The organism is Kitasatospora sp. NPDC059599 (genome assembly GCF_042735125.1).
GTDB lineage: Bacteria > Actinomycetota > Actinomycetes > Streptomycetales > Streptomycetaceae > Kitasatospora.
Map to the genome: position 1 here is coordinate 41,980 of NZ_JBHWCL010000004.1, position 21,392 is coordinate 63,371.

Sequence of the window (21,392 nt, forward strand, 5' to 3'; positions counted from 1 at the left end):
GCGCCGGGTCCCCGACGCCCGCGCGCCCCTGCGAGGGAAGGCGAGCACCGTGACCACCTCCGACGACGCCCCCGACGACGCTTCGGACGACGGCGCCGCCGTGACCGCCCGCCGCGAACCCGCGCGGGAACCGGACATCGGCCCCTCCCCCGCCGCTCCGCCGCGGTTCGCGCCGTACCACCACCCCGCCGCGGGCTGGGGCGCGGCCAGGAGCGTGACCCGCTTCCTGGCCCGCGAGGGCGCCTACGTGGACGGGCCGCGGGCGGTCATGCGGATGAACCACGAGAACACCGGCTTCGACTGCCCCGGCTGCGCCTGGCCCGACGACACCAAGGGCCTGCACCTGGACATCTGCGAGAACGGCATCAAGCACGTCACCTGGGAGATGACCCGCAAGCGGGTGGGCCGCGACTTCTTCGCCGCCCACTCGGTGACCGAGCTGTCGGGGTGGAGCGACTTCGCGCTGGAGGACCAGGGGCGGCTCACCGAGCCGATGGTCTACGACGCCGCGCCCGACCACTACGTGCCGATCGGCTGGAAGGACGCCTTCGAACTCGTCGGCCGGACGCTGCGCGGGCTGGACCACCCGGACCGGGCGGCTTTCTACACCTCCGGCCGGCTCGGCAACGAGGCCACCTTCCTCTACCAGCTGATGGCCCGCGAGCTGGGCACCAACAACCTGCCCGACTGCTCCAACATGTGCCACGAGGCCAGCGGACGGGCCCTGCAGGCCGCGCTCGGCACCGGGAAGGGCACGGTCGACCTCAAGGACTGGGAGGTCGCCGACGCGCTGTTCATCCTGGGCGTCAACGCCGCCTCCAACGCGCCCCGGATGCTGACCGCGCTCGCCGAGGCGTTCAAACGGGGCGCGCAGGTCGTGCACGTCAACCCGCTGGTCGAGGCGGCGGCGACCCGGACGATCATCCCGCACGACTTCACGGACATGGCGCTGAACCGGTCCACCCGCACCTCCACCCTGAACCTCCAGCCGCGCATCGGCGGCGACATGGCGTTGCTGCGCGGGATGGCGAAGGCGATCCTGGAGCAGTCCGCGACCGACGACGGGGCCCTCGACCGGCTGTTCGTGGAACGCCACACCAGCGGCTTCGAGGCCTACCGGGAGGTCTGCGAGGCCACGCCGTGGGCGGAGATCGAGCGGCAGAGCGGGCTGGACCGCGCCGAGGTCCTCAAGGCCGCCCGGATCTACCGCGACGCGGACCGGTCGATCTTCAGCTGGTGCCTGGGCGTCACCCAGCACGAGCACGGCGTGGACACCGTCCGGGAGATCGTCAACCTCCTGCTGCTGCGCGGCAACCTGGGCCGCGAAGGCGCGGGCCCCTCCCCCGTGCGCGGGCACAGCAACGTCCAGGGCAACCGCACCTGCGGCATCGACCACCGGCCGTCCGCGGAGTTCCTGGACCGGCTCGCCGAGGTGTGCGGGATCGATCCGCCGCGCGAGCACGGGCTGGACACCGTCCGCACCATCGAGGCGATGCGGCGCGGCGCGGTCACGGTCTTCGTCGGCATGGGCGGCAACTTCGCGCTCGCCGCGCCGGACACTCCCGTCACCTACGAGGCCCTGGCCGGGTGCGAGCTGACCGTCCAGGTGAGCACCAAGCTGAACCGCAGCCACCTGGTGCACGGCCGGAAGGCGCTGATCCTGCCCTGCCTGGGCCGCACCGAGAAGGACCAGCAGCGCGGCGGACTGCAGTCCACCTCCGTCGAGGACTCCATGAGCATGGTGCACCTCTCGGTCGGCATGAAGAAGCCGGCCTCATCGCAGCTGCTCTCGGAGCCGGCGATCATCGCCGGGATGGCCCGCGCGGCCCTGCCGGACAGCCCCACCCCGTGGGAGTGGTACATCGAGGACTACGACCGGATCCGCGACACCATGGCGCGGGTCCTGGACGGCTTCGAGGACTTCAACCGCCGGGTGCGGCTGCCGCTGGGCTTCCGGATCAAGCAGCCCGCCCGCGAGCTGGTCTTCCTCACCCCCTCCGGCAAGGCCGAGTTCTCCGCCGCCCCGCTGCCCGACGTCGTCCCCGGGGCCGGCACCCTGGCCCTGGGCACGATGCGCTCGCACGACCAGTGGAACACCACCATCTACTCGGACGACGACCGCTACCGGGGCGTACGGAACCTGCGCACCCTGGTCTTCCTGAACAAGGACGACATGCGCGAGCGCGGCATCGCCGAGTTCGACCGGGTGGACGTCACCAGCACCGCCCGGGACGGCAGCACCCGCTCGCTGAGCGGCTACCTGGCCGTCCCGTACGACATCCCGCGCGGCTGCGCGGCCGGGTACATGCCGGAGATGAACGTGCTCTGTGCGCTCGGCGACCACAGCACGCAGAGCGACCAGCCGATCATGAAGCACCTCACGGTGACCGTGACGAAGGCCTGACCGTCCGGTCCACGCGCCGGTCCCGTCCCGGCCGCGGCCACGGCCGTCCGGTCCACGCGCCGGTCCCGGTCGCCGTGCCGGTCCCGGTCGCTGTGCCTGTCGCGGTTCCGGTTCGGGTCGCGGTTCCGGCGGCTCAGTCGGTCGGCTGGGGCGTCCAGCGGTGCAGGCCCTTGCGGTCGTAGTAGCGGGTCATCCCGAAGCCGAACGCCAGGGCCAGCACCGCACCGATGGCGATCATGGTCCAGCCGCGGGCCAGCCCGGCGTCGCCCCTGGCGTCGAAGAACAGGATCGCCCGGATGCCGTCGCTGAGCTGGCGCATCGGCTCGAACACGCTCAGGAAGCGGTAGAAGGAGGGCACCGCCTGCAGCGGCACGGTCGCGCCGGAGGAGGGCAGGGCCAGCGCGATGAAGACGAACATCGAGATCAGCTGTCCGATGCCGCCGAACGCGGCGTTGATCGCCTGCACCCCGAGGCCGACGGCGAGGCTGGCGCAGTAGGCGAAGAGCCAGAGCATCGGCTGGTGCGGGGCGTCCATGCCGAGGACGCCGACCGTGCACAGCAGCACCAGGGAGGTGGTGATCAGCATGATCCCGGCCGTCATGACCATCTTGAGCAGCAGGGTCTGGGTGCGGTTGATCGGGACGGTCGGCCGGCGGGTGTGCCAGGGGCCGATCTCGCTGTCGCTGTAGCCGAGCGCGCCGTCGACGCCGTTGTGGATGATGTTGCCGCCGATGAAGCCGGTCAGGACGGCCAGCAGGGTGAAGTAGAAGGCGCTCAGGCCGAGTCCGCTGCGGCTGCCGATCGGGTGGCCGACCTGGGTCGCGACGGCGAACGGGTCGGCGAGCAACAGGCGCGCGGTGGCGCCGGTGTCCGGGCCCGCGGCGGTCGCGGGGCTCGCGGGCGGAACGGCGGCGAGCAGTTCCCGGCCGGCCGCCTGGGAGGCCTGGTGGGCGGCGTTCTGGGCGATCTGCGCGGCCATCGAGGAACCGAGGCTGCCCAGGCCTGGGTTGGTCAGCACGGTCACGGTCGGGCGCTTCGTGGCGCCGCCGGCGACCAGCGCGGTGACGTCCGCGGTGAAGTCCTCGGGGACGACCAGCGCGCCGTAGACCTTGCCGGAGGCGAGCTGTTCGCGCAGTCCGGCCTCGTCCACCTGCCGCCAGTCGACGGTGCTGTCGGGCGTGCCGGCCACGATCGCCTTCGTCAGCTGGGTGCCGAGGTTGGCCGGCCGCCCGGGCGGCGGCGCGCCCCGGTCCGCGTTCACCAGGGCGATGGGGAGCCGGTGCAGGTGCCCGGTCGGGTTCACGATGCCGCCCATGTAGAGCAGCGAGAGCACGACGGCCAGCAGGCCGCACAGGACGGTCGGGAAGAGCCACAGCTTCGGGCGCCGGGCGAGCGCCAGCGCCCGGGCCTGCCGGGGAGCCTCCTGGGAACCTTCGGCCGCCATGCCACCCCTCGGGTCCGGGCACGACCTGGTGCCGCTGCCGGTACGGCGGGAAGTCGTTCCGTGGCGGCCGGACGGCCAAACCCCGCGTCACCCGGGTGGGCGTGCCACCCGACCGAAAAGGTAAAGGTTTAACCAAGTGCGCAAGTATGGGCCGCCGGCGGGGATAGGCTCTGACGAGTTGGGGTGAACCGGTGGTCGCATCGCGCGGACCGGTGAACTCCTTGCCGCGTCGATGACTCGCACCACGGGGTGCGCCGGCCGGGAGGAGGCGAGAGACATGGAATGCAGTAGTCCGGGCCACAGTTGCCCCTACCCCCGCTTGCCCTCGCACACCTCCGGCACGCGGTAACGACCTTCCCTGCACGTCGCTCTGACGACGCGTCGATCCGGCACGCGGCTACGCCATGCCTGTTCGCGCCATGAGGCGCGCTCATGGTCGAGCTCATGAGACTTGCTCATGGGTTGGCCCATGAGACGCGCTCATGTCCGAACTCCCCCTCGCTCATGAGACCTCCTCATGAGCGGCGGACCGCCGCGCGCCGATGCGTCATGCCCACCTGCAGGGAAGTACCGCCGCGTGCCTCCGACCCGCCCCGTCCGCACGGGGCCCACGGGAGGAACTCATGACCACGCACGCCACCCTCGACCCCACGGCGCCGACGACGCCCCGCCCGGCGGTCCTCGACGACGCCCACATCGGCGACATCAAGGGCGCGTTCGGCACCGTCCGCCTCGATGACACCGCACCGCGGCAGGGACTGTCGGCCCGGCTGAAGACCCTGCTCGCGATCGTCGGGCCCGGATTGATCGTGATGGTCGGCGACAACGACGCCGGCGCCTTCTCGACGTACGGGCAGGCCGGGCAGAACTACGGCACCCAACTGCTGTGGACGCTGCTGATGCTGGTCCCGGTGCTGTACGTCAACCAGGAGATGGTGCTGCGCCTGGGCGCGGTCACCGGGGTCGGGCACGCCCGGCTGATCCTGGAGCGGTTCGGCAGGTTCTGGGGCGCGTTCAGCGTCATCGACCTGTTCCTGCTGAACGCGCTGACGCTCGTGACGGAGTTCATCGGGGTGACGCTCGCGGCGGGCTACCTGGGACTGCCGAAGGCGGCCTCGGTGGTGCTGGCGGCGGCGATCATCATCGCCTCCGCGTTCACCGGCTCGTTCCGGCGCTTCGAGCGGGTCGCGGTGACGCTGTGCGTCGGCTCGCTGCTGCTGGTGCCGATCTACTTCCTGGTGCACCCGAGGACCTCGCAGATGGCGCACGACTTCGTGACGCCCACCGTGCCCGGCGGCTCGGGGCAGCTCGCCGCCGTGATGCTGGTGATCATCTCGATCGTCGGCACCACCGTCGCCCCCTGGCAGCTGTTCTTCCAGCAGTCGTACGTCATCGACAAGCGGATCACCCCGCGCTTCATGACCTACGAGAAGGCCGACCTGTGGATCGGCATCGTGATCGTGATCGTCGGCGCGGCCGCCATGATGGGCTTCACCGCCGCCGCGTTCGCCGGCACCGACGGGTTCGGACAGTTCTCCGACGCGGGCGCCGTCGCCCGGGGCATCGAGGCCAAGGCGGGCCACCTCGCCGGGGTGCTGTTCGCGATCGCGCTGCTGGACGCCTCCATCATCGGCGCGTTCGCCGTCTCGCTCTCCACCGCGTACGCGATCGGCGACGTGTTCGGCATCAAGCACTCGCTGCACCGCGGCGTGAAGGGCGCCAAGGGCTTCTACGGGATCTACGCGGGCCTGGTGGTAGCGGCAGCGGCGATCACCCTGCTGTCCACCGACTACACGCAGGGCCTGATGACGCAGTTCGTGCAGGTGCTGGCCGGGGTACTGCTGCCCTCCGCGACCGTCTTCCTGCTGCTGCTCTGCAACGACAGGGCGGTGCTCGGCCCCTGGGTGAACGGGCCCAGGACCAACGCCTTCACCTCCGCCGTGGTCGGCGTCCTGGTGACGCTCTCGATGATCCTCACCGCGGCCGTGGTCTGGCCGGACATCAGCTCCGGCGCGATCCTGTGGATCATGGCCGGCTGCGGCGTCGCCGGCGTCCTGGTCGCCGGGTACTCGTTCACCTTCGGCCGGACGGCCACCAAGGAGGACCCCGTCGACCGCACCGGCCGCGAGGACTGGCGGATGCCCCCGTTGGAGACCCTCGACAAGCCGGTGATGTCCACCGCCCGCAAGGTCGGCATGGGCGCCCTGCGGGCCTACCTGCTCGTGGCGATGGTGATGGTCATCGTCAAGATCGTCCAGACCGCGCTGAGCCACTGAGCCCGAGCCGTCGGACCCCCGACCCCGTCCACCGCTCGGCACTCACGGCACAAGGCTCATGGCTGACGGCTGACGGCTGACGGCCGACGGCTGACGGCTGACGGCCGACGGCCGACGGCTGACGGCTGACGGCCGACGGCCGACGGCTGACGGCTGACGGCTGACGGCTGACCGCCGACCGACCACCGACCCGTCACGGAGGTGACCTGCCATGACCATCGTCGCCGCTTTCCGACCCGCCCGTCCGTCCACCCGTCCGTCCACCGACCGGGGCCGGACCCGCGCCGCCCTCGCCGCCCTCGCCGCCGTCGGCCGACGGCTGGCAGCGAGCCCGCCGGACCACGCCGTCCTGCAGGCCGCCGCCGCGTCGGCCGTCGTCCCGGCCGCCACACCGGCGGGCGACCGCACGAGCGGGATGCGCGCCCGTTGGCGGACCGCCACCGCCCCGGACGGCACCACCCGGCTGGAGGCCACCTGGCACCCCGCCCGCTGACCGACCCTCCTGTCCCCAACCCTCCGAGGGAGCATCCGCCATGGTCGTGCGCCGCCCCAGGCTCGACGCCGTCTTCTCCGATCACGCCCCCGCCCCGCCCCGACGCGCCGCAGCCGGCTCCGGACCCGGCTCCACCGCCGCCGGCCTCGTGGTGGACACCGAGCAGCGGACCGTCACCGTCGACGGCCACCGGCTCACCCCGCTGCCCTACCTGGAGTTCGAGCTGCTCGCGCACCTGGTCGGCAACCCGCTGCGGGTCCACTCCCGCCGCCAGCTGATGGAGGCGGTCTGGGGCCGCCCGGACACCGGCGAGAGCCGCACCGTCGCCACCCACATCGCCAGGATCCGCCGCAAGCTCGGCCCCGGGCACCGGGAGGCGATCGCCACCGTCCGCCAGATCGGCTACAAGTACGACCCCCGGCTGGCCCGCGTCGCCTGAGCACACCCACTCCCGGCACCGCCGAAGGAGGACCCGCCATGACCCGCACCGCTCTGTTCCACCGCTCCGCCTCGTTCCCCCGGAGCTCCCCGTTCACCCGGAACGGTCCATTCACCCGGAACGGTCCGTCCTCCCGGAACGGCAGGTCTCCCCGGAGCCGCGGAGCGACCGCGTTGTCCGGCGTCCTGCTCGTGCTCGCCCTCCAGGGCCTCGCCGTCGGCCTCGCGCCGGGCCCGCTGCGCCTCTTCCTGTCCGGTGTGCTCATCGGCGCCTCGGTCGCGGGCCTGCTGCTCGCCCTGCTGCTGGCCACCGGCCGGCGGCGGGCGGGCACGGCCCGGACAGCGGACCCGCGGAACCCGGCGGACCCGGCGGACCTGGCGGACCGGGCGCGCCGACGGAGCGCACGGAGCGCGCAGGCCGGGACGAACGCACCGGGCGACGACGACACCCAGTGGTTCACGGCCCGCTCCCTGGAGGGCTTTCCGATGGAGCAGGTCCGGCCGCTCCTACTCGCCCCCGGCGCTCCCGGCCTGAACCGGCTCTACACCGCCTGGATGTTCGCCACCCACGGCCAGGACCCGCAGTGGATCGCCCACCACCTGGACCTTCCCACCCCGACCGCCCGCCTCCTGGTCACTGCCGCCCGGAACCGTCCCTCCCCCAAGACCCCACCCGGGACCCCACCCGGGACCTCCCCCGAGACCCCATCCGGAACCTGATCCGGGACGCAATCCACGAGGTGGCCCGCGGCCTGGCCCGGGACGCACCCCGGAAACACTCCGGGGTGCACCCCATGCGCAAAGGTCCATTTGCACACAGACGTACGAACGGAGCAGACTGCCGGGGTTTGCGCCGGAGGTACCGCCATGACCCTGCCGAAGCCCGCCCCGGGCACGAATCCGGCCACGAATCCGGCCACGGACCCGGGCACGACCCCGGGTACGACCCCGGTCCGGCCTGCGGGCAGGTCCCCGGACACGGCCCCGTCCCGGATCCTGTCCCGGGGGCCGCTGCCCACCCCCCGCACGACCGGCCGCCTCGGCCGGGGCGTGTGGGTGGACCTGGTCGTCGCGGCCGCCGTCCTGGTCCTGCTGTACACCGGGCTGCGGCTCGGCGGGGACACCACCGTCCGGTTCGCCACCGCCCGGGACGCCGTCGTCGACACCGACCCGGCCCGGCTGCCGTACGACGCGGCCCGCACACTGCTGCGGATGTTCGCCGCACTCGCCGTCTCGGTCGTCTTCACCTTCGGCTACGCCTACGCCGCCGCCCGCAGCCGCCGCCTGGAACGCGTGCTGATCCCCGCCCTGGACATCCTCCAGTCGGTGCCGGTGCTCGCCTTCCTGACCGTCGCGGTGACCGGCTTCCTCGCCCTGTTCCCCGGCTCGATGGTGGGCCTCGAATGCGCCGCCGTGTTCGCCATCTTCACGTCCCAGGCGTGGAACATGACCTTCGCCTTCTACCACTCGTTGGTCTCCCTGCCGCGTGAACTCGACGAGCTGTCGCGCTCGTTCGGGTTCAGCCGGTGGATGCGCTTCTGGCGGGTCGAGCTGCCCTCGGGCATGATCGGCCTGGTCTGGAACGGCATGCTGAGCTTCGGCGGCGGCTGGTTCTTCCTGGTCGCGTCGGAGGCGATCAGCGTCGACGACCAGCGGTACGCGCTGCCCGGGGTCGGCTCGTACGCGGGCGCGGCGATCGCCGCCGGGGACCTCGGCCGGGTCGGCTGGGCGATCGCCACCATGGTCGTGCTGGTGGTGGGCGTCAACTTCCTCTTCTGGCGACCGCTGACCGCCTGGGCCGAACGGTTCCGCAACGAGCAGTCCGAGGCCTCCTCGGTCCAGCGCTCCGTCGTCCTCGACCTGCTGCGCCGCTCGCACCTGCCCGCCCTGCTCGGCCGGGTGCTGCGCCCGGTCGGGCGGGCGCTCGGCCGGGCCGGCCGGCTGTCCGGCACCGGCCGCGGGCCGCGGTCGGGCCGACCCGCACACCCCGCCCGCCCCGGCGTTCCCGGCCCCGGCGTTCCCAGCCGCAACGGCCACCCAGGCCACCCCCGCCACCCAGGCCACCGCCCCCGTCACCTCCCCCACCCCGCGCGACAGCGGGCCGGCGACGTGGTCTTCGCCGTCGTCGCGGGCGGCATCGTGCTCTGGGGCCTGGTCGACCTCGGCCGCTACCTCGCCGACCGCACCGGCCTCGGCGTGTTCGGCGAACCGCTGCTGCTCGGTCTGGCCACCCTGGCCCGGGTCGTCGTCCTGGTCGCGGTGGCCACCGTCGTCTGGGTGCCGGTCGGAGTGCGGATCGGCTTCTCGCCCCGGCTGACCAGGATCGCCCAGCCCGTCGTCCAGGTGCTGGCGAGCTTCCCGGCCAACTTCCTCTTCCCGCTGGCGGTCTGGCTGCTGCTGCGCACCGGTCTGTCGATCGACGTCGGCGGCATCCTGCTGATGGCGCTCGGCGCCCAGTGGTACGTCCTGTTCAACGCCATCGCCGGTGCCATGGCCATCCCCACCGACCTGCGCGAGGCCATGGACGACCTCGGCGTGCACGGCTGGCAGCGCTGGCGTCGGCTGATCATCCCCGGTGTCTTCCCGGCATACGTCACCGGCGGCATCACCGCCTCCGGCGGCGCCTGGAACGCCTCCATCGTCTCCGAGGTGGTCACCTTCGGCGGCACCACGCTCACCGCCACCGGCCTCGGCGCGTACATCGCCCGGGCCACCGAACGCGGCGACCACCCGCACCTGCTCGCCGGCGTGGCGGTGATGAGCCTCTACGTCGTCGCCCTCAACCGCCTGTTCTGGCGCCGGCTGTACCGGCTGGCCGAGCGCCGCTACTCGCTCTAGTCCCGGAGACCCCGCCGATGCGCCTCCCCTTCTTCCGCGCCGCCGCCTCGACGGCCCGCCGGGCCGTTCCCGCCCCGCCCCCCGGGCAGGACGAGGTCCTGCTGGAGACCGTCGGGCTGACCAAGGCCTACGCCGGGGCCGACGGTGAGTTGCCCGTGCTCTCCGGCATCGACCTCACCGTCCGGTCCGGCGAGATCGTCGCGCTGCTCGGCCGTTCCGGCTCCGGGAAGTCCACCCTGCTGCGCTGCCTGGCCGGGCTCCTCCCGCCCGGCACCGGCACCGTCCGTTACCGCGGCACCCCGCTCACCGGGGCCAACCCCGGCACCGCGCTGGTCTTCCAGACCTTCGCCCTGCTGCCCTGGCTGACCGTCCGGCAGAACGTCGAGCTCGGCCTGGAGGCGCGCGGGGTGGCACCCCGCGAACGCGCCCGGGCCGCCGCCCAGGCCATCGACCTGATCGGCCTGACCGGCTTCGAGTCCGCCTACCCCCGCGAGCTCTCCGGCGGCATGCGCCAACGGGTGGGCTTCGCCCGGGCGCTGGTCGTCGAACCCGACGTGCTGCTGATGGACGAGCCGTTCTCCGCGCTCGACGTCCTCACCGCCGAGCACCTGCGCGGCGAGCTGCTGGAACTATGGGACTCCGGCCAGTTCCCGACCCGGGCCGTCGTCCTGGTCACCCACGACATCGAGGAGGCGGTGCTGATGGCCGACCGCGTCGTCGTCCTCGGCACCCGCCCGCACGGCACCATCCGGGAGACCGTCGAGGTCGGTCTGGAACGGCCGCGCGACCGCGACTGCGCCGCCTTCGACGACCTGGTCGACCGGGTCTACCGGATCATGACCGGCCGCCCCAAGGACCCCCGTCCGAACGGCCGTTCCGGGCCCGTCGGGTGGAACGACGGCGCACCGGAGGGGGCCCGGCCCGACGACGGCGCACCGGACGGAGCCCGACCCGACGACGACGTCCTCCGCCCTGAGCGCCCGACGGTCGCCACCACCCCGCTTCCCACGGCCACGGTCGACGGTCTCTCCGGACTCGCCGCGACGATCGCCCACCGGGGCGGGCGCTGCGACCTCGTCGACCTCGCCGACGAACTCGGCCTCGACATCGACGACCTGCTCCCCCAGGTCGACGCCCTCGACCTGCTCGGCCTGGCCGCCCTCCACGGCGACGACCTGGTCCTCACCCCGGACGGTGCCGCGTTCGCCGACGCCGACGCCCAGGACGCCCGCGCGGTCTTCGCCGGCGCCGCCCTCGGCGTCCCGCTGATCAGACTGATCGTCAACAGCCTCGGCGACCGGCCCGGCGCGACCGTCCGCGCGGGCTTCCTCCGCGACCTGCTCGCCCGCCACTACACCGGTGACCGGACCGACCGGCAGCTGGAGACCGCGACCGACTGGGGGCGCTACGCCGGACTCTTCACGTACGACGCGGACCGGCAGGAGTACCGGTCGGAGCACCGGCAGGAGTACAGGTCGGACCGGTCGGACCCGCCGCCCCCGGCCCGCTGAGGGCTCACCCGGCCTGGCCGGTCGCCGGGCGGCGACGCACCGCCCGGACGGCGCGGGCGAAGGGCTGCGGGGCGGTCGCCCCGGCCGGGGCCGCGCCGCCGTCGCCACCGTCGCGGCGGGAGGGCAGGTCGTTGGCGATCAGGGCGGCCTCGGTGAGCAGGCCGCGCACCTCGGTGGCGCGGTAGAAGATCCGCGTCCCCTCCCGGCGCGCCACCACCAGCCCGGCCGCCCGCAGCTTCGCCAGGTGCTGCGAGGTCGCCGCCACGTGCGCGCCCAGCAGTTCGGCCAGCTCGCTCACCGGCGCCTCCCGCCGGCTCAACGCCCACAACAGCCGGTACCGGGACGGATCGGCGACCGCCTTCAGCACCGCCACCGCCCGCTCCGTCGCCTCGGAGTCCCAGGCTTCTTCGTCCGCACCACCCATACACCGATCGTACCGACGCCACCCCGTCCTCATCCCGGCCCCCGTCGTACGCGGGCCGTCGGCCCCGCCGGCTTCCGGCTTCCGGCGCGCACACCGCCCGCGCACACCCCGCACTCGCCCGCACACGGCCCGTTCCGCACGCCCCGTCACCCCCACCGGACGCCCGTTCCCCCGCGCTGCGCGCCCCGTCGCCCCCACGTCCCACCCCTGGTCGAGCCCCACCGCGCCGTCCCGGCGGCACACGATCGACAGTAGGCGGGCGGGGACGCCCGGATAGTCCACCTGCACCCCCGGCGGGGTGGGTCTGAACCACCCCGGCCGGGGGGTGCGGGCTGCACGGCGGGCGCTCCCGGACGCGCTCCCTCCGGGCCCCCTACCGCCGACCGGGCGCCTCGGCGTCCGGCGCCCGCTCAGCGCACGTCGACCGTGAAGCGCCGCTCGTCCTGGTCGGAACTCCCGGGGCGGCCGACGTGGTTGGGGTTGTGCAGGGTGATGGTGGTGCGGCCCGGATCGGGGCCGGCGCGGAAGACGAAGTAGTAGCGGCCGCCGGAGCCCGCCGAGCCGGTGGCGCCGACCAGGTCCCCGAGACCGACGTTCTTGACGTACTCGTCGCCCACGGCCCGCACGGAGGCACCTCCCGTCGACGCACCGGCGGACGAGCCGGCGGACGAACCAGCCGACGCACCGACCGACGCACCGACCGACGCACCGGCCGACGGGTCCGGTTCGGCCACGGTCCAGACCTGCCCGGTCACCCGGTGTGCGCTGACCTCGACGGAGAACAACTCGCCCGGCCTGACGCCCAGTTCACCGGAGGTCTGGGCGAAGACCGTGCCGTGGTCGAGCTTGCCGGTGGTCATCCGGTGCACCACCACCGCGCCCGCCACGCCCGCGACGGCCAGCACGGCGACCGACGCGATCAGGATCCGGCGCCACGGCACGCGCTCGCCTCCCGGTGGGTGACCCGCAGCGCCAGGACGGCGGCGACCGCGTCCAGCCATCGGGCGACCAGCAGGTCCCCGGTCACGTCCCCGGCGACCATCGAGGCCGCCTCCAGCCAGCCGCGCGCCACGGCGGCCGCCGGGCCGGGCAGCGGTTCGGGGAGCGCGGCGGCATGGCGGGTGCCGCCGGAGCGGACCACCTCACCGAGGAAGACCAGGGCGCGCGGCAGGGCGCCGAGCCGGTCGACGGTGACCGCGGCGGCCTTGACGACCTCGGCCGCCTTCTCCCCGACCTGTCCGGTCCAGGCGTCCGGCAGGTGCTCGGCGCCGACCCGCGCCACCTTCATCTGGATGATGTCCAGCTGACTGTTCGCCGTGTTGTACGCGGCGGCGAACTCGCCGAGCTTGCCCGGGTCCCCCTTGGGCGCCGGCAGCTGCAGGGCGTCGTGGACGGCGTACTTGAGGTCTCCGGCGCCCCACATGCCGTGGGACTCGTCGATGGTCTTCTTGAGCCGCTCGGCCTGCTCCCGCTGGTTGCCCAGGTCGATGCCGAACGGGCCGAGCGGGTTCGGGCTGTGGTCGGGCACCATCACGCCCCCTGCTGCCGGTACTGCTCACCGACGACGTGGTCGGTGCCGGTGTAGTTGGCCGCGGTGGTGTGCACCCGGCCGCCGAGGTCCTTCAGCGCGTCGACGTTCACGCCCAACTCGTCCTGCCAGGCCTGCCAGAACGCCTTCGCCGCGTCCCCCGCGCCGTACTCGCCGAAGGTGTCCTCGCCGGACATGCCCAGCGTGCCGAGCGTGTCCTTGACCGATCCCACGTCGGTGCTCGCCGTCACCAGCTGGTCGCCGGCGTCCCCGAGCTTGTCCGGATGGGCGCTGAACCCCGCCCCGGCACCGCTGCCACCACTGCCGTTGCCACTGCCACTGCCACTGCCGCTCATGCGTCTCCCCCGATTCCCGGTCGTCGCCCGGTCGTTGGTCGGCCGTTGGTCGGTCGTCCGTCTCCGGCCGCCCGGCCGCCCGGCCGCCGGTCGGCCCCCGGCCGTTCCTCCGTGGAGCGGCGGTCAGCCCAGCGGCAGTTCTGCCGCCCGCCCCCGGCCTGAACACCCGCTTGGAAGGGTGGTCGCACAACCCGCCCGATCCACCCGGAACGATCACAGGATCGAGGGGATCCCTTGGGAAACCGCCGCGTCCTCCGTCGGCCGCTCGGCACGGCACGGCGGCGTCCACCCCGTCCATCTCCAGCGTCAGGCGCTCCTCGGCCACCGCGCCGCCCCGCCGGACCGCCACCCGGTACTCGTCCTGGAGGCTCCGCGGTACGGCGACCGTGCGGACGGTGCGGGGCACGCCCTCGACCTCGATCGCGTACCCCTTCACGACCGGGAAGTCCCGTCCCTGCCAGGAGAGGTGATCCACCCGCCACCGCTACGGGGGAACCTCCGTGTCCGTTCGCCGTGCCCGGTTCGTCCCGGCCGCCTCGCCCTCGCCGTCGGCGTCACGCTCGGCGTCACGCTCACCGCGACCGGACCGGGCCCGGGCGCAGCCCCAGGGGGACCCCCACGTCCCGTATCCCGTCCGGCTGACGGCCATTAGCATGACGGGCGAGGCGTCGGCAACCGGCGCCCGATCGGGCAGATTCCGCTTCGGTGCTCAGGAGTTGACGATGCGTCCCGCATTCCCGCTGGTCCGGACGACCACCCCCGTACCGGAGGCGGAGCGACGCGCCGTCCTCGCCGAGCCGGGCTTCGGCAAGCACTTCACCGACCACATGGCCACCGCCGCCTGGACGACGGGCGAGGGCTGGCACGACCGCCGGGTCGGGCCGCTGGCGCCGTTCTCGCTGCACCCGAGCGCGTCGGTGCTGCACTACGCGCAGGAGATCTTCGAGGGCCTGAAGGCCTACCGGCACGCCGACGGCGGCGTCCGGCTGTTCCGGCCCGAGTTCAACGCCCGCCGCTTCGCCCGCTCCGCGGAGCGGCTCGCGCTGCCCGTGCTGCCGGAGGAGGACTTCCTCGCGAGCGTCGAGGAACTGGTCCGCGCGGACGAGGCGTGGGTGCCGGGCGCCGGGGGCGAGGCGAGCCTCTACCTGCGGCCGTACATGTTCGCCTCGGAGGCCTTCCTCGGGGTGCGGCCCGCCGAGGAGGTCGTCTACTCGGTCATCGCGAGCCCGGCCGGGCCGTACTTCCCCGGCGGGGTCACCGGCATCACGCTGTGGGTCAGCAGCCGGTACACCCGCGCCGGGCGGGGCGGCACGGGCGCGGCCAAGTGCGGCGGCAACTACGCCTCCAGCCTGGCCGCGCAGATCGAGGCGCGGGAGCACGGCTGCGACCAGGTGCTGTTCCTGGACGACACCGGCGGCGAGGGCGACCTGGAGGAGTCCGGCACGATGAACCTGTGCCTGGTCACCTCGGGCGGCGAGCTGGTCACCCCCGGGCTCGGCACCATCCTCGACGGCGTCACCCGGGACTCGATCCTGGCCCTCGCCGCCGAGTTCGGCCTGACACCGGTCGAACGCGCCGTCACCTTCGCCGAGTTGCGCGCCGGCGCCGCCGACGGCAGCGTCACCGAGGTGTTCGCGGCCGGCACCGCGGCGGTGATCACCCCGATCGTCGCGCTGAAGGGCGAGGGCTTCGAGTTCACCGTCGGCGGCGGTGCGCCCGGCAAGTACACCCTCGACATCCGCGGGCACCTGCTGGACATCCAGTACGGGCGCGCCGAGGACCGGTACGGCTGGCTGCGGCGGGTGGTCTGACCGAGTCCCGGACCGCCGCACTCCGCACCCCACCCCACGCCGCCCCGGACCACTTCGTCCCGCCTCGCCCCTTCTCTCCGTCAACGCCGTTGACATAGCCTGCGGGCATGACCGACCGCGTGATCCCCGAACCGCAGCGGAGGCGCCGGCGCCCCACCAAACAGGGCGTCGTCCTCTCCGCCGAGCTGATCGTCGACACCGCGATCCGGCTGATCGGACAGCACGGCGCCGACGCGCTCACCGTACGGCGCCTCGGCGCCGCGCTCGGCGCCGACCCGAGCGCGGTCTACCGCTACTTCCACAGCACCGACGACCTGCTGCTCGCCGTCGCCGACGACCTCATCGGCCAGGCCCAGCACGGCTGGCAGCCCACCGGTGACTGGCGCGCCGACCTGCGCGCCATCGGCCTGCGCATCCACGCCGCCTACCAGGCCCACCCGCAGGCCGCCCTGCTCGCCGCCCACCGCACCACCGGCCGCGCCCACGAGATCGCCGCCGTCGAGACCATCCTCGGCATCCTGCGCACCGCCGGCTTCCCGGATCCGGAGGCCGTCCGCGTCTACCACGCCTTCGTCGACCAGAGCCTGGGCTTCGCCGCCCTGGACGCCGCCGCGCTCGCCCTCCCGGCACCCGCCGCGGCCGCCGACCTCCGGGTCTGGCAGGCCTCCTACGCCCGGCTCGACGCCACCACCCACCCGCACATCGCCGCGACCGCCGAACTGCTCACCGGCGACATGCGCCGCAGCGGCTACCCGTACGCCCTGGACCTGCTCCTCGACGCGGCCGAGGCCCGTCTCCGGGTGGCCTCGCACGACGCGGCGGGAAGGAACCACGCGGCGGGCGGGGACAGCTCGGCGGGCGGGGACGACTCGGCGGGCGACGTTCACGACGGCTGACCGCCGGCCCGCGGACACGGCACCGCCGGTGGTGCGCCCCCGTGCGCGCACCACCGGCGGCCGGCCCGCCCCGGGCCTCCTGCCCGCACCCCGGGGGCTCGGACCGGCACCCCCGGGCCTCGGAGCCGCGGCCCGGCCCCGGATCCCCGGCCGGGCTCACTCCGCCGCGTGCACCAGCTCCCCGCCCACGTAGGTCCGCAGCACCCGGGCCTGCGCGATCTCCCCGGCCGGCCCGGTGAGGACGTCCCGGTCGAGCACGACCAGGTCCGCGAGCCGGCCGGCCGCCAGCACACCCGCGTCGTCGTGCCCGTTCACGTACGCGGACCCGGCCGTGTACGCGGCGATGGCGGAGCCCAGGTCGAGCCGCTGCTCGGGCAGGAAGACCCGGCCGTCGGTGGCCTCCGGCTCCATCCGGTTGACCGCCACGTGCAGGCCCGCGAGCGGGTCCGGGCTGCTCACCGGCCAGTCGCTGCCCGCCGCCAGGGTGGCGCCCGCGCGCTGGAGGTCGCCGAACGGGTACTGCCAGGCGGCGCGTTCCGGGCCGAGGAAGGGGATGGTCAGCTCGTCCATCTGCGGTTCGTGGGCGGCCCAGAGCGGCTGGATGTTGGCGATCGCGCCGAGCCGGGCGAAGCGGGCCAGGTCGTCCGGGTGGACCACCTGGAGGTGGGCGAGGTGGTGCCGGGCGCCGCGCCACCCGTTGGCGGTCCGGGCGGCCTCGACGGCGTCCAGCGCCTCACGGACGGCCCGGTCGCCGAGCGCGTGGAAGTGCACCTGGAAGCCGAGCGCGTCCAGTTCGGTGACGTACCCGCGCAGCGCGTCCGGATCGACGAAGCTGAGGCCGGAGTTGGGGGTGGCGCAGCCGCAGCCGTCCAGGTACGGGCTGGTCATCGCGGCGGTGAAGTTCTCCGCGATGCCGTCCTGCATGATCTTCACCGAGCCGGCCCGGAACCTCCCGTGGCTCAACTCCTCTCGCCGTCGCACCAGTTCGGCGATCTGCTCGGCACCCCGGTCACGCTGCCACCAGAGCGCGCCGGTCACCCGGGCGGTCAGCGCGCCGGAGCGCGCCGCGGCCAGGTAGGCGTCGGACGGGTCCGGCTGGCCGTTGAACTCGCCGAGCAGCGCGTCCTGCCAGCCGGTGATGCCGAGCGAGTGCAGCAGCCGCTGGGCGCGCAGCAGCCCGTCCAGCCGGTCGGCGGCGGTGGAGGGCGGCACCAGCCGGGCGACCAGCGCGGTGGCGCCCTCCTGCAGCGTGCCGCCGGGGGTGCCGTCGGCCTCGCGCTCGATCCGCCCGTCGGCCGGGTCGGGGGTGTCCCGGGTGAGGCCGGCGAGTTCCAGCGCCCGGGTGTTGGCCCAGGCGCCGTGGTGGTCCCGGTTGGTCAGGTACACCGGCCGGTCGGGGACGACGGAGTCCAGCAGCCGGCGGGTCGGCAGGCCGCCGTCGAAGCTCTCCATCGACCACCCGCTTCCGGTGATCCACTCCTGCCCGGGATGGGCCTGCGCGTACGCCCGGATCCGCTCCAGGTAGTCGGCGACGCCGACCGTCCCGGTGAGGTCGCAGGCCGCCAACTCCGTTCCGCCGTACACCGCGTGGATGTGCGCGTCCTGGAAGCCGGGCAGCAGCAGCTTGCCGGTGAGGTCCACGACCTCGGTCTTCGGCCCGATCAGCTCGCGGACCTCGTCGTGCCCGACGGCGGCGATCCGCTCGCCGACGACGGCCAGGCTGCTCGCCCTCGTCCGGGCGGCGTCACCGGTGTGGACGGGGCCGCGGGTGAAGACCAGATCGGCCTGGGTCATGGGTGGTGCTCCGTTCTCGTGCAACTCGTGTCTGCCGGATCCCTCGGACCCCTCGGATCTCTCGGATCCCTCGGATCCCTCGGATCCCTCGGATCCCTCGCGCGTGGCGCGACGTGCTTCGCCGTGCGGCCTTTCGTCGTCCTCTCCGTCGCCGTGCGCCCTACGACTCCTGAACGGCCGGGGAGTTGCCCGGATCCCCCGCGCCGTCCAGGAAGTACGGCGAGCGCCGCCGCCAGCGGGCCCAGGCCGCCGCCGGCAGCCCGGTGACGACCATCAGCGTCACCACCGTCAGCTCGAACCACCCGTTGTCGGCGGACAGTTCGAAGTGGTCGGTGGAGTCGTAGAAGGTCCAGGCGAGGTAGCCGCCGACCGCGAGCAGTGCCGCCGCGCCCAGCAGCGGGCCGACCACCGCGCGCAGCGCCTCCACCGGGTCGGTGCGCAGCAGCCCGCGGAACCGGACGGCCGCGGCGACGGCGGTCAGCGCGTAGTAGAGCGCGACGATGACGCCGATCGCGTTGACGGCGGCCGAGATCAGGTCGTTGACGGTCGGGATGGCGATCGAGGCCAGGGCCAGGGCGACGGCGACGCCGGTGATCAGCAGCGTGCCGACGGCGGGCGTGGCGTGCCGGGGGTGCAGCCGGGTCCAGACCGGGCCGAGCACCCGGTCGCGTCCCATCGCGTACATCCCGCGGGCGGTCGGGATCACCGAGGACTGCAGCGAGGCCACCGCGGAGAACATCAGCGCGATCAACGGCAGTGCGGCAAGCGGCTGGTGGGCGAGCCTGGTGCCGAAGTAGGTCAGTCCGTGCGCGCCGTTGTCCGCCAACTCGTCGATCGGCAGGACCCGTTGGAACGCGGTGCCGGCCAGCAGGAAGAGCAGCAGCATCACCACCAGGGCGAGTATGCCGCCCCGGGAGGCGTCGCGCGGGTCGCGCACCTCCTCGCCGACGCTGAACACCGACTCGAAGCCCCAGTAGCAGAACACGGCCAGCACCATGCCCTGCGCGACGGCGTCGAAGGAGGGGATGTCGAAGGGGTTGAACCACTGCACGGAGAACGGCTGGTCACCCGCGAACAGCCCGTACCCGCAGAAGCCGAGCAGCACCGCGTACTCGAACACCAGCAGCGCCTTCTGCAGCCGGGCGGCCGTCTCCAGTCCGCGCACCGCGACCAGCGCGGCGCCGACCAGGACGACCAGGCCGAGCAGGGTGCACTGGACGGTGGAGTCCGCGTCCAGTCGCAGGCCCGCGACGCTGCGCAGGTGCGCCTCGTCGAGCAGTTGGATGATCGACGAGCCGGTGACGGTCGTGGTGTACGCCATGAACACCACCGTGCCGACGGTGTTCACCCAGCCGGTGAGGAACCCCAGCCAGGGGTTGAGGATCCGCCCGACCCAGCGGTAGCTGCTGCCGGCGTCCGGCTCCACCGCGTTCAGCCGCCCGTAGCCGCCCGCGATCGCGAGCACGGGCAGGAAGGCCAGCAGCATGATCGCCGGCAGGTGCAGGCCGACCACGCCGGCCATCAGGCCCAGGCCGATCCCGATACTGCTGGTGGCGGCCGTGCTGGACGCGGCGATCGTCGCGCCGTCCAACAGGCCGAGCGACTTTCGCATCACGACGCTGGAGCCGCTCGCGTCCGTTCTCGGGCCGCCGCCCGTGTCCTTCACCGTCGATGCCAACGGATCACCGCCTTGGTCGTGGGGGTGCACGTGTGTGGTCGTGGGGTGCACGTGTGTGTGGGGGAACGCGCGCACCTCGGGGGCGGTGCGCGCGGGAAGTGCGAGCCATGAAACAGGTGGCCCGCGCAACACGTCAATGCCGTTGTCATAAGGGTGGGGGGCCGTCGCGTCCCGCCCCGACCCCCCGCCCTTCACCACGGGTTCACCCGTGCCCGGAACCCGCGTTCACCCGCGCCGCCTACGGTCTTCGCGCCGAGGTCACCGAGACCGCGTCCACGGACGCACACGCCGACGAGAGGGATCCACAGATGCTCCAGCGCAACCGCCGGTCCGCCACCCTCGCCCTGAGCACGATGGCACTGGCAGGCGCCCTGTCGCTCACCGCCTGCGGGAGCGACGACAACAAGACCGGGACGGCCACCGCGAACGGCTCCGCGCCCGCGGTCGCCTGCGGCAAGGGCGGCACCCTCCTCGGCGCCGGCTCCACGGCGCAGGGCAACGCGATGGACCTGTGGAAGACCACCTACGCCACCTCCTGCTCCGGCACCACCGTCAACTACAGCGGCGGCGGCTCCGGTGCGGGCGTCCAGCAGTTCACCCAGGGCAAGGTCGCCTTCGCCGGCACGGACTACGTCCTCAAGCCCGCCGACGTCGACGCCTCCAAGGCCGTCTGCACCGGCGGCAAGGCCATCGGCCTGCCGATGGTCGGCGGCCTCGTCTCGCTGGTCTTCAACGTCGACGGCGTCGACGACCTCGTCCTGGACGGCCCGACCGCCGCCAAGATCTTCGACTCGCAGATCACCAAGTGGAACGACCCGGCCATCGCCGCCCTCAACCCGGGCGCCAAGCTGCCGGACGCCGACATCCAGTCCGTCCACCGCTCCGACGACTCCGGCACCACCTTCAACCTCACCTCCTACTTCGCCAAGACCTCCGGCGGAGCCTGGAGCGCGGCCCCGGACAAGGCGTGGAAGGGCAAGGGCGGCCAGTCCGCGAACGGCAGCGCCGGCGTCTCCGCCCAGATCAAGCAGGTCAAGAACTCCATCGGCTACGCCGAGCTGTCCTACGCCCAGATCAACAACCTCAAGAGCGCCCGGATCTCGACCGGCGCCACCAAGCCCGTCGAGGCCACCGCCGCCAACGCGGCCGCCACCTTCGCCACCTCCACCGTCGTCGGCGCCGACGGCGACCTCGCCCTCTCCCTCGACTACGGCACCAAGGCCGACAACGCCTACCCGATCGTCCTCGTCACCTACGAGGTCGTCTGCGACAAGGGCAACAAGGCCGAGTCCCTCGACACCCTCAAGTCCTTCCTCGCCTACACCATCGGCGACGCCTCCCAGAAGGCCATCGCCGAGAAGGGCTACGTCCCCCTCCCCGCCGCCATCGGCGACAAGGTGAAGACCGCCGTCACCACCCTGGCCTGACCCACCCCCGACCCGGCCCCTCGACGGGGGCCGGGTCCGGCAGGGCCCCTGTCGGACCCCGGCGCCAGAATGGG

The 21,392-nt window shown here is 73.4% G+C and carries 17 protein-coding genes; 10 read left to right on the top strand and 7 right to left on the bottom strand.

Annotated features, from left to right (window positions below; all coding sequences use genetic code 11):
* Nucleotides 1–100 precede the first annotated feature (100 nt).
* Nucleotides 101–2,404 (top strand): FdhF/YdeP family oxidoreductase, encoded by a 2,304-nt coding sequence (locus tag ACFV04_RS02415; protein WP_380526349.1) that lies wholly within the window; start codon nucleotides 101–103, stop codon nucleotides 2,402–2,404.
* A 133-nt stretch (nucleotides 2,405–2,537) separates the two neighbouring features.
* On the opposite strand, the gene ACFV04_RS02420 is transcribed toward ACFV04_RS02415, so the two are convergent.
* Nucleotides 2,538–3,848 (bottom strand): YhgE/Pip domain-containing protein, encoded by a 1,311-nt coding sequence (locus tag ACFV04_RS02420; protein ID WP_380526267.1) that lies wholly within the window; start codon nucleotides 3,846–3,848, stop codon nucleotides 2,538–2,540.
* Between the two features lie 623 nt (nucleotides 3,849–4,471).
* On the opposite strand from ACFV04_RS02420, the gene ACFV04_RS02425 reads away from it, so the two are divergent.
* From ACFV04_RS02425 to ACFV04_RS02450, 6 genes are all read left to right on the top strand, one after another.
* A complete protein-coding gene (locus ACFV04_RS02425; RefSeq protein ID WP_380526269.1) occupies nucleotides 4,472–6,124 on the top strand; it encodes an NRAMP family divalent metal transporter in 1,653 nt (550 codons plus the stop codon).
* A gap of 211 nt (nucleotides 6,125–6,335) precedes the next feature.
* The gene (locus tag ACFV04_RS02430; RefSeq protein WP_380526271.1) at nucleotides 6,336–6,617 is read left to right on the top strand and encodes a hypothetical protein; all 282 of its coding nucleotides are present in this window, start codon (nucleotides 6,336–6,338) and stop codon (nucleotides 6,615–6,617) included.
* A 40-nt stretch (nucleotides 6,618–6,657) separates the two neighbouring features.
* Complete coding sequence (locus tag ACFV04_RS02435) at nucleotides 6,658–7,056, top strand: winged helix-turn-helix domain-containing protein (RefSeq protein WP_380336264.1); 399 nt, start codon at nucleotides 6,658–6,660, stop codon at nucleotides 7,054–7,056.
* Nucleotides 7,057–7,229: 173 nt separating this feature from the next.
* Nucleotides 7,230–7,775 (top strand): hypothetical protein, encoded by a 546-nt coding sequence (locus tag ACFV04_RS02440; protein ID WP_380526273.1) that lies wholly within the window; start codon nucleotides 7,230–7,232, stop codon nucleotides 7,773–7,775.
* 147 nt (nucleotides 7,776–7,922) lie between these two features.
* Nucleotides 7,923–9,893, top strand: coding sequence for an ABC transporter permease (locus tag ACFV04_RS02445; protein ID WP_380526275.1), 1,971 nt, complete (start codon nucleotides 7,923–7,925; stop codon nucleotides 9,891–9,893).
* A 17-nt stretch (nucleotides 9,894–9,910) separates the two neighbouring features.
* Nucleotides 9,911–11,404, top strand: coding sequence for a nitrate/sulfonate/bicarbonate ABC transporter ATP-binding protein (locus ACFV04_RS02450; RefSeq protein WP_380526276.1), 1,494 nt, complete (start codon nucleotides 9,911–9,913; stop codon nucleotides 11,402–11,404).
* Nucleotides 11,405–11,408: 4 nt separating this feature from the next.
* On the opposite strand, the gene ACFV04_RS02455 is transcribed toward ACFV04_RS02450, so the two are convergent.
* From ACFV04_RS02455 to ACFV04_RS02470, 4 genes are all read right to left on the bottom strand, one after another.
* On the bottom strand, nucleotides 11,409–11,828 hold the full coding sequence (locus tag ACFV04_RS02455) for an ArsR/SmtB family transcription factor (RefSeq protein WP_380336254.1): 420 nt from the start codon (nucleotides 11,826–11,828) through the stop codon (nucleotides 11,409–11,411).
* A gap of 410 nt (nucleotides 11,829–12,238) precedes the next feature.
* Entirely contained in the window at nucleotides 12,239–12,769 is a 531-nt protein-coding gene (locus ACFV04_RS02460; protein ID WP_380526278.1) for a hypothetical protein, read from the bottom strand.
* Nucleotides 12,748–13,359 (bottom strand): hypothetical protein, encoded by a 612-nt coding sequence (locus ACFV04_RS02465; RefSeq protein WP_380526279.1) that lies wholly within the window; start codon nucleotides 13,357–13,359, stop codon nucleotides 12,748–12,750. The genes ACFV04_RS02460 and ACFV04_RS02465 overlap by 22 nt, the downstream gene beginning before the upstream one ends.
* Nucleotides 13,359–13,712: a hypothetical protein gene (locus tag ACFV04_RS02470; RefSeq protein ID WP_380526281.1), complete on the bottom strand. Its 354-nt coding sequence runs from the start codon at nucleotides 13,710–13,712 to the stop codon at nucleotides 13,359–13,361. Before ACFV04_RS02470 ends, ACFV04_RS02465 begins: the two co-directional genes overlap by 1 nt.
* A gap of 722 nt (nucleotides 13,713–14,434) precedes the next feature.
* Here ACFV04_RS02470 and ACFV04_RS02475 point away from each other — a divergent pair.
* Together ACFV04_RS02475 and ACFV04_RS02480 are read left to right on the top strand one after the other, a co-directional pair.
* Nucleotides 14,435–15,523, top strand: a complete 1,089-nt coding sequence (locus tag ACFV04_RS02475) for a branched-chain amino acid aminotransferase (RefSeq protein WP_380526283.1) — start codon at nucleotides 14,435–14,437, stop codon at nucleotides 15,521–15,523.
* Nucleotides 15,524–15,630: 107 nt separating this feature from the next.
* Complete coding sequence (locus tag ACFV04_RS02480) at nucleotides 15,631–16,419, top strand: TetR/AcrR family transcriptional regulator (protein ID WP_380526284.1); 789 nt, start codon at nucleotides 15,631–15,633, stop codon at nucleotides 16,417–16,419.
* Nucleotides 16,420–16,575: 156 nt separating this feature from the next.
* Here ACFV04_RS02480 and ACFV04_RS02485 read toward each other — a convergent pair whose 3' ends face one another.
* Nucleotides 16,576–18,213: an amidohydrolase gene (locus ACFV04_RS02485; protein ID WP_380336236.1), complete on the bottom strand. Its 1,638-nt coding sequence runs from the start codon at nucleotides 18,211–18,213 to the stop codon at nucleotides 16,576–16,578.
* 160 nt (nucleotides 18,214–18,373) lie between these two features.
* On the bottom strand, nucleotides 18,374–19,825 hold the full coding sequence (locus ACFV04_RS02490; protein ID WP_380336676.1) for an APC family permease: 1,452 nt from the start codon (nucleotides 19,823–19,825) through the stop codon (nucleotides 18,374–18,376).
* A 374-nt stretch (nucleotides 19,826–20,199) separates the two neighbouring features.
* On the opposite strand from ACFV04_RS02490, the gene pstS reads away from it, so the two are divergent.
* Nucleotides 20,200–21,318 carry a phosphate ABC transporter substrate-binding protein PstS gene (pstS, locus tag ACFV04_RS02495; RefSeq protein WP_380336233.1) on the top strand — a complete coding sequence of 373 codons (1,119 nt, stop codon included), beginning with the start codon at nucleotides 20,200–20,202 and terminating at the stop codon, nucleotides 21,316–21,318.
* Nucleotides 21,319–21,392 lie beyond the last annotated feature (74 nt).

Excerpts from the sequence above, each read along its gene's own strand:
- ACFV04_RS02470 (WP_380526281.1), bottom strand. The coding sequence starts at position 13,712 with ATGAGCGGCAGTGGCAGTGGCAGTGGCAACGGCAGTGGTGGCAGCGGT.
- ACFV04_RS02435 (WP_380336264.1), top strand. The coding sequence starts at position 6,658 with ATGGTCGTGCGCCGCCCCAGGCTCGACGCCGTCTTCTCCGATCACGCC.
- ACFV04_RS02485 (WP_380336236.1), bottom strand. The coding sequence starts at position 18,213 with ATGACCCAGGCCGATCTGGTCTTCACCCGCGGCCCCGTCCACACCGGT.
- ACFV04_RS02480 (WP_380526284.1), top strand. The coding sequence starts at position 15,631 with ATGACCGACCGCGTGATCCCCGAACCGCAGCGGAGGCGCCGGCGCCCC.
- ACFV04_RS02445 (WP_380526275.1), top strand. The coding sequence starts at position 7,923 with ATGACCCTGCCGAAGCCCGCCCCGGGCACGAATCCGGCCACGAATCCG.
- ACFV04_RS02430 (WP_380526271.1), top strand. The coding sequence starts at position 6,336 with ATGACCATCGTCGCCGCTTTCCGACCCGCCCGTCCGTCCACCCGTCCG.
- ACFV04_RS02425 (WP_380526269.1), top strand. The coding sequence starts at position 4,472 with ATGACCACGCACGCCACCCTCGACCCCACGGCGCCGACGACGCCCCGC.
- ACFV04_RS02420 (WP_380526267.1), bottom strand. The coding sequence starts at position 3,848 with ATGGCGGCCGAAGGTTCCCAGGAGGCTCCCCGGCAGGCCCGGGCGCTG.
- pstS (WP_380336233.1), top strand. The coding sequence starts at position 20,200 with ATGCTCCAGCGCAACCGCCGGTCCGCCACCCTCGCCCTGAGCACGATG.
- ACFV04_RS02450 (WP_380526276.1), top strand. The coding sequence starts at position 9,911 with ATGCGCCTCCCCTTCTTCCGCGCCGCCGCCTCGACGGCCCGCCGGGCC.
- ACFV04_RS02455 (WP_380336254.1), bottom strand. The coding sequence starts at position 11,828 with ATGGGTGGTGCGGACGAAGAAGCCTGGGACTCCGAGGCGACGGAGCGG.
- ACFV04_RS02490 (WP_380336676.1), bottom strand. The coding sequence starts at position 19,825 with ATGCGAAAGTCGCTCGGCCTGTTGGACGGCGCGACGATCGCCGCGTCC.
- ACFV04_RS02475 (WP_380526283.1), top strand. The coding sequence starts at position 14,435 with ATGCGTCCCGCATTCCCGCTGGTCCGGACGACCACCCCCGTACCGGAG.
- ACFV04_RS02465 (WP_380526279.1), bottom strand. The coding sequence starts at position 13,359 with ATGGTGCCCGACCACAGCCCGAACCCGCTCGGCCCGTTCGGCATCGAC.